Here is a 13,818-nt window from a genome sequence, read left to right on the forward strand (position 1 = left end):
TTAAGCTTAGAAAAGTATTATGAAAGCTCAACTTAACTTGAGGTCAAGAGCATGGAAGAACAAAAATTACAACAGTGGCTCAGTATAGGCGCGTTAGCTGCTCGAAGTGGTGTATCGGTCGCAGCACTCAGATTTTATGAAGACAAAGCTCTTATTTGGAGTGTGCGGACGGAAGGAAATCAACGGCGATATCCACGATATATGCTGAGAAGGATTGCCATCATCAAAGTGGCACAGCAGGTTGGGATTTCACTCTCTGAAGTGAAGCAAGCATTTAACATACTCCCTAAGAATAAAACCGCGACTAAATCAGATTGGACCGCATTATCGAGTGCATGGCAAAAAATTTTAGATCAAAAAATCTTAAATATGCTTCAACTTCGTCAACAACTGGATTGGTGCATTGGTTGTGGGTGCTTATCTTTAACTGAATGCCCACTAAGAAATGAAAATGATCAAATGGGGTCTACATCGTCAGGTTCCCACTTTGTTCCACTCGACATTAAATTTGACGATGATCAAGGGAAAATAGAAATTCACTATGAAGACTAAGTTTCATCGTGAAGCATTATTTTGAAATTTGAACTGTGAGGTTAATGTTGTCTTTATTTCAGTTTAGTTTTGGAAAGCGTAATCATCATCACACCCAATATATTCAGCGCACAACCAAACCATTGAATCATATTCATTGATTCCCCTAAAAAGATAGTTGCCAATATAATGGTCAGAATTGGACCAAGTGAACCAATCATGGCTGTTTGAGAAGCACCTAAACGAGCAATACTTTGCGCAATGAGAATAGTTGGAATCACCGTTACCCCAATACCTAATGCAACACCATATCCGATTATTTCTATAGGTTGTTGAAGGATATTGGATATAGGACTTGGCTGAGCAATAAAGTAGTGAAGAATCGTCCCTAAGCAGGCGATAGACATTGCTAAGCCCGTAAAATTCCACGATCCAAATTTTTGGATTAATTTTGGAGTCATCAATAGATAACTCGCAAAGCAAATCGCGCTTGCGAAAACTAAACTCACACCTAGCCAAAAATTACTTTCATGAGGCACATTGCTTTGTTCTTGGAGCATCACTATAAGCGTGCCGCCATAACTTAGTCCAATCGCAAAAATAGTCTTCATTGAAAGAGGATGTTTGAAAATTACACTTGATGCAATTACTGTCATGGTGGGATATAGAAATAGGATAATACGCTCCAAAGAGGCACTGATGTACATCAGACTCATAAAATCGAGCCAACTTGAAAAATAATATCCAATCAAACCAGCAACGAGGAGTAGGGCCCAATCCTGCGCTGAAAATCCGCGATTACGGTGTCGGTTCAACCAACAAATAAAAAGAAAAACGGGTAAGGCACTGAGCATCCTTAAGGCAACCAGCAATGTTGCATCAACATCTTCAGAAACTGCATAAGCTTGTTTGATTAAGATCGCTTTACTACTAAACAAGAATGCTGCCAACAGCGCACATAAACTCCCTAACTGAGTGGGAGTCAGCTTAAGTACCATAAATGTTAAAAATCAATTTTTAAGTAATGGAAGTATAAGCCAATCTTCATTGTAAGCTCTAAAATTCAATCTCTAATTTTCGCTTAATCACCTACCTAGCGACATAAGGCGTTTTGATTTTTTGTTTAAATGCATCATTGTGGTGCGTAATATGAAAAAAACAGTGGTCTATCAACCCAAAAAATACATCAAAAAAATATTTCAAATTTTTTTTGCACGGTTTGTAAGCATTCTTTTCAAGAATCAGTCAGCTTGTATTTCATGTTCAGCCAAAATTTAAGCTCAATTTTAAAACCAAGATTTATCTAAATTTTGTCTTATTTATAATTTTTAAGAATGTCGTGAGAATTTGAATCGATTAGTCTGATTTTTTGTCAATTCGGCAAATTGAGATTTATGAGAATGAAAGAAGCAACTAAAAATGTGACATGCACGGCGCTTTAACACAATCAAAAGGGATAAAAAGAAAGCTAAAAAATGTCAGAATGATCAAAGCTTAATAAAGTCAAGCTCCCTATACTGACGATAAATTAGAAAAAAGTTTCTTTTTTGTTAAAAAATGGATCGAAAATTGAACGAATCTGGAACTATTTTTTATGAAAATGATAGATCAAATACCATGAAATTTTGTGATGATTGTGAATCATGAGTTCAAAATGAGGGTATTTATTAAATAAATATTGGGTGGTAATTTAAAAAAGTTCAATTAGAATCCAAAAAATTCACATGAATACATCCAGGGGTATATCGCAGGAATGCGATATCTACTTTAAGAAAAATTAGCTTGAGGAATGCTCATGCAGATCGGAATCCCTACCGAAACTGTAGTTGGTGAAAGTCGTGTAGCTGCGACACCAGAAACAGTAAAGAAGTTAATTGGTGCTGGTCACAATGTCGTTATCCAACGTAATGCAGGTGTTAAAGCTGCTTATATTGATAGTGCCTATGAACAGGTTGGTGCAAAAATTGTTGATGATGCTTATACCGGCAGTCAATTGGTTTTAAAAGTTCGCGCACCTAAAGGCGAAGAAATACAAAAATTAGCCCCAAACACCACAGTGGTTGCGATGTTTGATCCGTACCGTAATACGGAACTTGATCAATTCGCTGCTCAGCAAGTGTCTGCATTTGCACTTGAGTTATTACCACGTACGTTATCTCGTGCCCAAAATATGGACGTGTTGTCATCACAAGCAAACTTGGCAGGTTATAAATCTGTGCTTCTTGCGGCGGCAGAGTACCAACGTATGTTCCCAATGTTAATGACAGCGGCGGGTACGGTTAAACCAGCTCGTGTAGTCATTATGGGTGTTGGTGTAGCAGGCTTACAAGCGATTGCAACAGCCAAACGTTTAGGTGCTATTGTTGAAGCGACAGACTTACGTCCAACAGCCAAAGATCAAGTTGAATCTTTAGGCGGTAAATGGTTAGACGTACCAATGTCAGCAGAAGAGCAAGCGCGTGCCGATGAAGCTGCAAAAAATGGTTATGGTTGGATGCCTGGTGAACAATATATTAAAGACCAAGCTGCAATTGTAGACAAAGCGGTATCGAATGCTGACATCGTGATCACGACGGCGCTTTTACCAGGTCGTGATGCACCGCGCTTAATTAAAGCTGAAACAGTTGCCAAAATGAAACCAGGTTCAGTCATCCTCGATATGGCAGTTGAAACTGGCGGTAACGTTGAAGGCTCAAAATGCGGTGAAACTGTTGTGACTGATAATGGCGTGAAAATTTTGGGTATTCCAAATATTCCAGCGACCGTTTCTACAGAAGCTTCAGCGCTATATGCACGTAACGTTTATAACTTTGTTGAAACGCTTTTTGATCAAGATAAAAACTACAGCATTAATCAAGAAGATGAAATCCAAAAAGCATTGCTTGTCACTCATGGTGGTCAAGTGTTGTTGAAGCGTGGTTAAGGAGACTGATCATGGTTGAAACTATTACAATTTTTGTCCTCGCAATCTTCGTAGGTTATTACGTTGTTTGGGGAGTGACACCTGCGCTTCACACGCCGCTGATGGCCGTAACGAATGCATTGTCCTCAATTATTATTGTCGGTGCGATGATCCAAACTGTTGGTCTACCTGTTATGGGTGTTGAGGGGGCTGTTGATTTTCAAACCATCAATGTGGTGAGTGTATTAGGTGCGATCGCTGTTTTCTTAGCAAGCATTAATATTTTCGGTGGCTTCGCTGTAACCGCTCGTATGCTTGAAATGTTTAAGCCAAAGCAAAAGAAAAAAGAGGGTTAATACATGGAATTTATTCGTGAGTATGCGGATTGGTTTTACCTAATCGGTGCCGTTCTTTTTATCTTAACTTTGCGTGGCTTGTCTGGTCCTAAGACAGCAATTGCAGGTAACCGTTACGGTATGATTGCAATGGCAATCGCCGTGTTAACAACTTTCTTTGTTGCTGATAATCCTGTGGTATGGATGATTGTCGGTGCAATGGTATTGGGTGCGATTGTTGGTATTGCTCGAGCTCGTACAGTGCCTATGACACAAATGCCAGAAACAGTTGCTCTCATGCACTCACTCGTGGGTCTTGCTGCAGTGTTGATTGCGATCGCTGCAATTATTCACAACAACAAGCTCGTCGAGCTTGGGCCAGACTTACTGGCTGCAAATGGTATGAACTTCCATGAAATGAGTCGCGTACATTTATTCGAATTATTCGTAGGATGTTTCGTTGGTGCCATTACATTCACTGCATCGGTATTTGCTTATGGTAAATTGGCGGCAAAGCAATGGGCAAAAACGATTTCAGGTGCATGGGTTAAACCTGTTCAAGCTTTAATTTTTATTGCTATGCTAGCAGCAGGGATTCACTTCTTCTTGACGGGTAACATGACCTCGTTCTGGGCAATGACAGCACTTGCTTTAGCCTTTGGTTGGGTATGGATTGCGCCTGTTGGTGGTGGTGATATGCCAGTTGTGGTGTCTTTGCTTAACTCATTCTCTGGATGGGCGGCAGCAGGGATTGGTTTTACGCTTGAAAACAACATGTTAATTGTTGCAGGTTCGCTTGTAGGTTCGTCAGGTGCAATTCTGTCTTATATTATGTGTAAAGCAATGAACCGTTCAATCATCAACGTATTGTTTGGTGGTGCAATGGGTGGTGCTGCAGCACCGACAGCAGCAGCTGGTGCAGCAGTTCAACGCAACTACCGTTCTGGTTCTGCTGACGATGCTGGTTTCTTAATGTCAAATGCAGACAGTGTTGTAATTGTACCGGGTTATGGTATGGCGCAAGGTCGTGCTCAAAATGCGGTGAAAGAGCTTGCAAACTTATTGAAAGAGCAAGGTGTAACAGTACGTTTTGCGATTCACCCAGTGGCTGGTCGTATGCCTGGTCACATGAACGTTCTTTTAGCTGAAGCAGATGTTCCGTACGAAGACATCTTAGAGATGGATGAGATTAATTCAGACTTCCCAGCAACAGATGTGGTATTGGTCATCGGTGCGAATGACGTCGTTAACCCTGCAGCGAAAGATGATCCAAACTCACCAATTTATGGTATGCCTATTCTTGAAGCACATAAAGCTCGTACCATTATGGTGATCAAGCGCTCTATGGCGACAGGTTATGCGGGTCTTGATAATGACTTGTTCTATAACGACAAAACAATGATGATCTTTGGTGATGCGAAGAAAGTTGTTGAAGATATGACGAAAGCCATTAATGGTACAGGTCACTAATTCATAGCTTGTTTTTAAAAAACCACCTTCGGGTGGTTTTTTTATTTTTCATGTGTAGGTTTTCGCCACATTCCCCAAATTTCAGGTGCATCGTAGGGCAGATCGCGAAGGTGAAAGATCACTTCAAATCCATAATGACGATAGAGTCCAACATTGCTTGGTGTTGCAGTTTCTAAATAACATGGGATACCGTGTTGATCGCTCTTTGTAAGAATAGGTGTTAAGACTTTGCTGGCTAAGCCTTGTCCTTGGTGGTCAGGACTTACACCTATGAGTTGTAAATAATAATGCGCCTCACTGGGATGATGTTTCTGCACTAGATTAATGATGTGAATAAATTTCACCAGTTGTCTTAAACCGATAATCTTCGTTAATTGAGGGAGTAGTTTAACCTGCTGAATGAGGTTTAAATCCCACTGATTTGGCGGAATCCAAAGTGCAGCAACTGAGCGATCGGGATTGGTATAGACTTCATCATATGGTTGAGCGATATCTTTCAATTGAATACTAAAGAATTGCTCAAGTTTTGCATGTTTTTGTTGGAAACTCAGTTTTTCAGCTTGGATCGCCCAGTTGCAAAACTCTTCGTTCCAAAAGGATTGCTTTAATGTTTCTACCAATGCATCGTGATCTGTTCTTGTGGCTTTTATCATGGTCATATCAAGGTAAACCAAATTAGTGAGTTCTTTTTTGTTGGCTTTATTGTTATTAATATAAAATGCAAAGTATAAAAAAGCGACCAAGAAGGTCGCTTTAATATGTTTATGCTACAGACTCTGTAGTTGAAGCATTACGCCATAAGTTTTCTAAATCATAAAACTTACGTGCTGTAGGTAACATCAGATGTACTACAACAGCGCCAAGATCAACAAGGATCCATTCTGCATCGCTTTCGCCTTCAATACCGATAGGGCGAAAACCTGCTTTACGTGCTTCATCAGCGACGTTGTTTGCAAGCGCTTTCACGTGACGTGTAGAAGTACCTGAAGCAATGACAATTGCATCTGCAACATTGCTCACTTCGCTAACATCAATCGTTGTGATTTCTTTTGCTTTAACGTCAAGTAATGCTTCTTGAACAACTTTTAAGCAAGCTTGAACGTCTTGTTTTGGAGAATTCAAAGAGAGTTCGTGAGAATTAGAAGCGCCGGGCGATGGTTCTAAATTCATGAGAAGTGTATTTTCCTGACTATAACTCATCTTTCACTATAGCGCTTTCTGCTTGAAAATTCAAACTTTGAACAAATTTTATACCACAATATGATGATATTAAAGAAGTTTATTTTTCCATTCGAAAGAATCTGTTGAATGAGATTGGGGGCGATATTCGGCTGCGACAAATCCTTCATACATGCTATTTGCAATGCATTCAAAAATAGCGGGATAGTCAATTATCCCTGTGAGTGGTTCATGGCGACCTGGTACATCTGCAAATTGGATATGCCCAATGTGTTGCATATTTTCTTTGAGTGACAGAATCAGGTCTTCTTGCATTCTAGCCATGTGATAGCAATCGAATTGCATTTTTAGAGCTGGATGATTGACGTCTTTCAGTAACTCTTTGGCTTGATGCATTGTTTGAATCATGAAGTTGGGCATATCAAAGCCATTAATCATCTCAAAAACGGGTTGAATCCCATGCGCTGTGAAGATCTCGCTGACAAATTTAAGATTTGAGACTAAGGTTTCATAGCAGACCTGATATTCAACATTATCTGGTTGCTTGCCAGCCAAAATATTCACTCGAGGTATATTGAGTGAGCATGCATATTCAATCGCTAAGTCAACAGCTTGTTTGAATTCATCAGTTTTACTTGGGCTACTTGCTAATCCGCATCCGCCTTGCATTAAATCTCCGGCAGGAACGTTGATGAGACACAAGCTAAGTTGATGTTCATTGAGTTCATGCTGAATTTGATTAATACTCAGCTCATATGGAAATTGAATTTCTACATGTTGGAACCCATATTCAGCAGCCAGCGCAAAGCGTTCAATGAGTGGAACTTCTGTAAAGATCATCGATAAATTGACAGCGAGCTTCATATTGAATGCGACCTATTTATTGTTTTGTTCAACTTGCAGAATGACTGAGGCAAGGTCTGATTCAGAAAAGCCGTTGGATTGATGCGCTTTCAATTGTTCTAAGGCTTGTTGAGCGACAGGAATATTAAGGTCAAATTGTCGAGCCAAACTCAAGGCGTTATTTAAATCTTTAGACAGCGTCTGAACTTTCCATTGCACAGGCTCAAACTCGTGCGTTGCCATACGTGGTGTTAAAATTTGAAAAGGTTTAGAGTCGGCGAATCCACCTGCTAAGGCAGGTGCAAGCAGTTGAGTATCAACACCCGCCTGATCTGCTAAAGCAACAGCTTCTGCGATGAGTGTGCTATTTGCAGCAACGATGAGTTGATTACAAATTTTGGTGGCTTGTCCTGTTCCAGTTCCACCCATACAGGTTACACGTTGTGAAAGAACTTGATACATTGGTTGTAAAGATTCGATGATGCTCGATGGTCCGCCAGCAAAAATAACTAAACTGCCATTTTCAGCACCAGCTGTTCCACCTGACACAGGAGAATCTATCCAATGCGCTGATTTAGCAGTTGCACGTTGTGCAAGATTTTTAGTTTTATCAACAGATAGACTCGAGAAGTCCACAATAATCTGCTCGGGTTGAATCAGTGATTCAATTTGAGAAAAAACAGCCTCTACCGCATTGTCATCGGCTAAACAAGTTAGGATCAGATCAAATTGTGCTATCTCAGAGAGTTGAAGGGGATGTGCCCCAAGCTGGATTAACGGCTCACATGCGTTTGGACTTCGGTTCCAGACAGCAGTGTAAAACCCAGCCTGTATCAATCGAGTCGCCATTCTGCTACCCATTAAACCCATACCTAAGAACGCGATTTTAGTTTGATCGTTAATCATTACTGAAGCTAATCCCTTATCTAAGTTTGAAAACCAATTTATTTGAATTGACGTGGTAAAAATTCCAAATCTGGATTTTTATCTTTTTTACGCGCGATTTGACTGTTTTTGCCAAGGAGTAATTTGAGTTGCCAAATTTTCTCAAGACGAAGTGATTTTTGGGGTGCGTGTTCCATTGCATCTAAGACTTGTTTGACTGCGGCTAAGGCATCTGGTGAGCGTTGCAACATTTCTTCGGCAAGCTGTTGAGCTTTTTGCATCGGCTTGTCATCAACATGCGTGATCAATCCAATTACTTTGGCATATTCACCATCAAATACACGTGCTGTTAATGATAATTCTTTGGCTAGGTCGACTCCAATAATACCTTTGATTGAGCGCGTTAACCCCATATCTGGAACTAAGCCCCAACGGGTTTCCATGATCGACATTTGGGTATTGGGGTGAGCAATTCGAATATCAGCCGCTAAAGCCAATTGCATACCTGCACCGAAGCAATACCCATCAATAGCTGCAATGACTGGAACAGGGAGTTCTTGCCAGATTAAAAAAGCTTTTTGAAATAGACTTTGACCAGGCTTAATGAGTTCCCATGCGGCATAAGCACGATTTTGTGGATTATTCAGGTCTGTTAAATCAATACCTGCACTAAATACGTTGGCTTCACCAGTGAGAATCACACAGCGGATAGTACGATCAGATTTAATTTTTTTTGCGACTTGCACCAACTCTTTCAAAAGTTGAAAGCTCATCGCGTTACGTTTGTCGGGACGATTCAGAAAAACCGTCGCAATTCCATTATTTTTTTCTACACGTATTACAGCCATTATTGTGACTCGAGTTTATTGTTTCTTGTTTTAAGCATAACATGTCCAAAATAGACTGTCGTGACAGTAGAGTCATCACGTATTGCCTAATACAGTGCGTTGATCGTCTATTAATGATTCAAAATAGACTCGGCTGCTTCTTTTACTTGTACAATCGCATCTTTTAATTCATCCAGCCGTTTCATCACATTTTCAATAAATTGCTCATCTGCTTTTCTACGCTCTTTACGCAGCGTTGAAACGAACTGTTCAAATTCACCTGTGATGCTTTGTAAATTCGGAGTGCCGACGTAGCGTGTTGCCCCATATAAACGGTGTAATACATGTTCGAGCTGCGGATAATCTTCAAGTTCGATGAGTTGTTCTATTTCAGCAAGTTCATTTGGGAAACTATCTACCAGCATCTTCAATAAATCTTGTGCTAAATCTTCTTTATTCGCTGCCAATTGAACGCACTGTTTCCAATCTAAAACCTGATGATCTAAGGTTTCGATACGTAAAGTTTTTTCTTGGGATTTAATTGGATGAATAAACTTATCACTGCTCCAATGGGTCAGAATTTGAATAATCTGATCCATTTGGATTGGTTTGGTGACATAGTCATCCATGCCGACTTTAAGCAACTTTTGTTTCTCATCTGCTAAAGCATGTGCTGTAAGTGCAATGATCGGTGTGTGACGTCCCTCGATGGTGGATTCTAGTGACCTGATCGCACGAGTCGTATCGATGCCGGACATCACTGGCATTTGAATGTCCATAAATATCAGATCAAACGGCTTTTCATCATTTTGAATCTGTTGTTGTAAAATTTGTAGTGCCTCTTGTCCACTTTGCGCTTTAGTTGTTTGAACATTAATTTCGCCGAGCAAAGCTTCTAAAACGATTAAGTTTGGTAGATGATCATCTACTGCAAGTACATGTAAATTAAGGGCTTTAAAGTTATCATGAGGTTCTACTTCAAATATTGGCTGATTTTCCAAAAGCTGAATTAATGATGAACGGCTCAGAGGTTGATACAGTGGTCTCGCTTTGTATTCATTCAACATGTTGAGGTCGAGCGCCATCTGATAGCCATATACGGCTAAGTGACCTTGATAACGTCCGCGAATCTCTTTTAATAAAGCCTCTGGATCACCACTGTGATCTACAATCAACCACGTATTTTCAGGTTGATGTGTTAAACCATTTAGACGGCTGAATAAATCTAGAATGGATTGAGCTTCTGTGTGTTCAACACCATAATTTTCTAAATAATGACGTAAAACATTCGCAGTTGCAGGGTGGGCTAAATAGGAGATGACACGCATGTCATGGAATTGCGGATGAATAATTTCATATTCATCAACCGCAAATTTCGCAGTAAACCAGAATGTTGAACCCTTTTCAGTTGGGGCACGTTCTTGGTTATCTTCAAAGCCAATTTGTCCATGCATAAGACTGACCAATTGTTTTGAGATTGCTAACCCTAAACCTGTGCCACCAAATTGACGAGTAACGGAAGCATCGCCTTGAGAAAATGATTCAAATAACCGTTTACGATCTGTACCACTTAATCCAATACCACTATCTTGAACACTGAAATGCAATAGGCAATATTCTAGATCGTCATGCTCCATGCGAACACGTACAATAATTTCACCATCAGGAGTGAATTTAATGGCATTTGAAATCAGGTTAGTCAAAATCTGTTTACAACGTAAAGCATCGCCAATCACATACTTTGGAATGTTATCGGCATAGTAGAAGGCCATATCGATATTTTTTTGTGCGGCTAATGGCGACAACATGTCCATAACATCGAAGATCGCTTCTTCTAAATCAAATGATGCGGTTTCTAATTCAAGTTTACCGGCATCAATTTTTGAAAAGTCTAAGACATCATTGATCAGTGCTAAAAGATGTGCTGATGATTTGCGAATCGTTTGCAAATACAGGCTTTGATCATTGCTGAGATTCTCTTGGCGCAATAACAAGTGAATAAAACCATCGATACTATTCAGCGGGGTACGCAACTCATGACTGATATTGGCAAGAAAAACAGATTTTGCCTGATTGGATGAGATGGCCTGATCGCGTGCTTGTTTATAAGTAATATTTTGCACTTCAAGTGTATCAAGCGTACGTCTTAAATCGTCTTCGGTCTGCTCGGTATGTTCCTTCAGCTCTAAAAAGCTGAAATGTAGACGCTTCACGACATTCGCAATATCACGTTGGAGTAACCTTAACTCGCCAGTACTATTGATGACCATGTGTTGGTCGAGTGTGTCTGCATTGAGTCGCTGTAATTGCATACGTATTTCGTACATAGGTGCAATCCAACGTCGTGAATAAAAGTTCAAGCACAGTAATAAGAGTAAAAGTGTCAACAAACCCGTCGTGATCAGTACAATGAAAACACGATATTGAGAGATGGCGAGAGGTTGATTATCTAGCTCGATAACAAGCCATTTTTTACTTTGATCAGGCGTATTTAATGCTAAGCCATAAATATGATTATGTTGATCTTTAATCGGACCAAATGTTTGTACATTGGTCGGGAAGCTAGGCCAAGGTTTTTCATTGCGATAGCCTAACCCAAAATAAGGTTTTTGTTGTTGGTCTAGGACTGCGACACTGAGTAAATATTTTTCATTAAACATCTTTTGTAAGATGCTTTTAGCGCGGTCTTGTTGCGCTTGTGAGGGGTTTTTTTCAAGCGCAATAAGTAGGTTTTCTGTCGTGTATTTATAACGACTTAAAATTGCATTTGCGGCAAAGCGTTGTTCTGATTTTGCGGAATTAGACGTTTCTGTGAGCACCAGTGCAGAGCCGACGCTTGCCAGTACCGCAATGGGTACAAAAATGAGGGCAATCAATTGCCCATAAGCATGGTTTAGTTTTAAGCGATTGAAGATTTTTTTATTCAAATTCGACATGTGCAGAGTGACTCATTCCCCATGTTGGGCATATTAGCACGCTTTAAAAAAATGATGGTGCTTTAATCACCCTCATTAAAAAGCCTTTGAAATTGATGCAGTGAGATACTTTTTTTCATACAATACCTGCACCTCAATATGGGTGCAAATAATGAGTAATACACAAGTAGATTTTCAATCAGACGATTTTTTATTAGACCACTATGTGGGTAAAACCCCATTGGTTAGGTTACAGCGTCTGGCAAGTCATACTCAAGCGACTGTATTGGCAAAACTGGAAGGTAATAATCCAGCGGGCTCTGTCAAAGATCGCCCAGCATATAACATGATCATGCAAGCTGAAAAACGTGGTGACATTAAGCCAGGTGATACGCTGATCGAAGCGACTAGCGGTAACACAGGTATTGCATTAGCCATGGTTGCGGCAATGCGTGGCTATAAAATGAAATTGATTATGCCTGCAAGCTCTAGTCAAGAGCGCAAAGATGCAATGCGTGCGTATGGTGCTGAGCTTATTGAATCCGAGAATATGGAAGAAGCTCGTGATATCGCATTGCGAATGGAAAAAGATGGTCTAGGTTTAGTACTCAATCAATTTGGTAATCCAGACAATGTCCAAGCACACTATTTGACAACTGGTCCAGAAATTTGGCAACAAACTGGCGGTAAAATTACGCATTTTGTAAGTTCGATGGGAACAACGGGAACCATCATGGGGATTTCAAAATACCTCAAAGAACAAAATCCAAATATTCAAATTATTGGTTTACAGCCATCTGAAGGGTCGAATATTGCAGGTATTCGCCGTTGGCCTCAAGAATATTTACCGACGATTTTTGATGCTTCTCGTGTTGATCAAATTATGGATATTCCACAAATTGAAGCTGAAAAAATGGCTCGTCAATTGGCACGTAAGGAAGGAATTAGTGCTGGTACTTCTTCTGGTGGTGCAGTTTGGGCATCAATAAAAATCGCTGAACAACATCCTAGTGCTGTGATTGCATGTATCGTGTGTGATCGTGGTGATCGTTATCTCTCTACGGGGTTATTCTCTGTAGAAGATGAACAATAAATTCGAGTAAATCTATATGCGCTTACCTGTTTTAGTGTTTGATATTGAAACATTGACCGATCTTAAATCAGGAGCGCATCTATATGGCTTAGATTTACCAGAAGATAGTATTGAACAAGCGCTGAGTAAGTTAAGACGTCAAGAAGCGGGCACTGACTTTCAGCGACTTGCTTTACATGAAATTGTCTGTATTTCAGGACTATGGATTGATGAAAAGGCGGGAATGAAATTATTTTCATTCAGTCGTGAACATTATTCAGAACCTGAAATTTTACAAAAATTTCTATCAATTTTTGATAAACGTAATCCGACTTTAGTCAGTTGGAATGGCTCCCAATTTGATCTGCCTGTTATTATGTATAGAGCAATGTATCATGGGTTGTCTGCGCCAAGTCTGTTTGATCAAGGCGAAATTGATACACAAAAGCGCTATAATAACTACCAGAATCGTTACCATCATCGTCATATTGATTTGATGGATTTTATGGCAATGTTTAATGCGCGTCACTTCCAAAAACTGGATGATGTCGCTTATATGCTCGGTTACCCGGGTAAGCGCGGAACACCAGGTTATTTTATCCCTGAATATGTTCGTAACAATAATTGGATAGAATTAACCAGTTATTGTGAAGGGGATGTTTTAAACACATGGTTAGTCTATCTGCGCTATGTATTGTTAAAAGGACAGATTTTGCCTGAAGATCATCGTCTGTGGATTCAAGCGACGATTCATTATCTTCAAGGTCAACCCCAGCAAACAGAATTTTTGCGTATTTGGCAAGAATCTGCTGAAAAAACTGACTTCACCGCTTCGGATTTTAAATCAACTCAACATTAG

The 13,818-nt window shown here is 40.0% G+C and carries 13 protein-coding genes; 6 read left to right on the forward strand and 7 right to left on the reverse strand.

The features are described from left to right. Positions 1 to 51 precede the first annotated feature (51 nt). Positions 52 to 552 (forward strand): redox-sensitive transcriptional activator SoxR, encoded by a 501-nt coding sequence (soxR, locus tag AC1M85_RS02665; protein ID WP_035265311.1) that lies wholly within the window; start codon positions 52 to 54, stop codon positions 550 to 552. Positions 553 to 605: 53 nt separating this feature from the next. Here the strand turns inward: soxR and AC1M85_RS02670 are convergent, their stop codons facing one another. Beyond that, positions 606 to 1,529, reverse strand: a complete 924-nt coding sequence (locus tag AC1M85_RS02670) for a DMT family transporter (protein ID WP_481587564.1) — start codon at positions 1,527 to 1,529, stop codon at positions 606 to 608. 797 nt (positions 1,530 to 2,326) lie between these two features. Between AC1M85_RS02670 and AC1M85_RS02675 the strand changes: the two genes are divergently transcribed. Genes AC1M85_RS02675 through AC1M85_RS02685 form a run of 3 tightly spaced genes read left to right on the forward strand, consistent with a single transcriptional unit; the run spans position 2,327 to position 5,238 of the window. Further along, on the forward strand, positions 2,327 to 3,454 hold the full coding sequence (locus AC1M85_RS02675) for a Re/Si-specific NAD(P)(+) transhydrogenase subunit alpha (protein WP_488213500.1): 1,128 nt from the start codon (positions 2,327 to 2,329) through the stop codon (positions 3,452 to 3,454). A gap of 11 nt (positions 3,455 to 3,465) precedes the next feature. Next, on the forward strand, positions 3,466 to 3,789 hold the full coding sequence (locus tag AC1M85_RS02680; protein ID WP_035265316.1) for a proton-translocating transhydrogenase family protein: 324 nt from the start codon (positions 3,466 to 3,468) through the stop codon (positions 3,787 to 3,789). Positions 3,790 to 3,792: 3 nt separating this feature from the next. Then, entirely contained in the window at positions 3,793 to 5,238 is a 1,446-nt protein-coding gene (locus tag AC1M85_RS02685) for an NAD(P)(+) transhydrogenase (Re/Si-specific) subunit beta (RefSeq protein WP_488213501.1), read from the forward strand. Positions 5,239 to 5,279: 41 nt separating this feature from the next. Here the strand turns inward: AC1M85_RS02685 and AC1M85_RS02690 are convergent, their stop codons facing one another. The 6 genes from AC1M85_RS02690 to AC1M85_RS02715 all read right to left on the reverse strand — a co-directional run bounded on the left by AC1M85_RS02690 (position 5,280) and on the right by AC1M85_RS02715 (position 11,908). Continuing rightward, a complete protein-coding gene (locus AC1M85_RS02690) occupies positions 5,280 to 5,897 on the reverse strand; it encodes a GNAT family N-acetyltransferase (protein WP_481613244.1) in 618 nt (205 codons plus the stop codon). 103 nt (positions 5,898 to 6,000) lie between these two features. After that, positions 6,001 to 6,408 carry a ribosome silencing factor gene (rsfS, locus tag AC1M85_RS02695; protein ID WP_481610023.1) on the reverse strand — a complete coding sequence of 136 codons (408 nt, stop codon included), beginning with the start codon at positions 6,406 to 6,408 and terminating at the stop codon, positions 6,001 to 6,003. 99 nt (positions 6,409 to 6,507) lie between these two features. Continuing rightward, a complete protein-coding gene (locus AC1M85_RS02700) occupies positions 6,508 to 7,281 on the reverse strand; it encodes a hydroxypyruvate isomerase family protein (protein ID WP_481593321.1) in 774 nt (257 codons plus the stop codon). A gap of 12 nt (positions 7,282 to 7,293) precedes the next feature. Continuing rightward, positions 7,294 to 8,166: an NAD(P)-dependent oxidoreductase gene (locus AC1M85_RS02705; RefSeq protein WP_481595057.1), complete on the reverse strand. Its 873-nt coding sequence runs from the start codon at positions 8,164 to 8,166 to the stop codon at positions 7,294 to 7,296. A gap of 38 nt (positions 8,167 to 8,204) precedes the next feature. Beyond that, positions 8,205 to 8,993 (reverse strand): crotonase/enoyl-CoA hydratase family protein, encoded by a 789-nt coding sequence (locus tag AC1M85_RS02710; protein WP_481595058.1) that lies wholly within the window; start codon positions 8,991 to 8,993, stop codon positions 8,205 to 8,207. 110 nt (positions 8,994 to 9,103) lie between these two features. Beyond that, positions 9,104 to 11,908 (reverse strand): GacS-like sensor histidine kinase, encoded by a 2,805-nt coding sequence (locus AC1M85_RS02715; RefSeq protein ID WP_488213502.1) that lies wholly within the window; start codon positions 11,906 to 11,908, stop codon positions 9,104 to 9,106. 151 nt (positions 11,909 to 12,059) lie between these two features. Between AC1M85_RS02715 and cysM the strand changes: the two genes are divergently transcribed. Both cysM and AC1M85_RS02725 read left to right on the forward strand, forming a co-directional pair. Further along, entirely contained in the window at positions 12,060 to 12,980 is a 921-nt protein-coding gene (gene cysM, locus AC1M85_RS02720; RefSeq protein ID WP_035265328.1) for a cysteine synthase CysM, read from the forward strand. A 16-nt stretch (positions 12,981 to 12,996) separates the two neighbouring features. Next, the gene (locus AC1M85_RS02725) at positions 12,997 to 13,818 is read left to right on the forward strand and encodes a 3'-5' exonuclease (protein WP_481591539.1); all 822 of its coding nucleotides are present in this window, start codon (positions 12,997 to 12,999) and stop codon (positions 13,816 to 13,818) included.

It is taken from the genome of Acinetobacter sp. 24-47-64 (assembly GCF_057737055.1).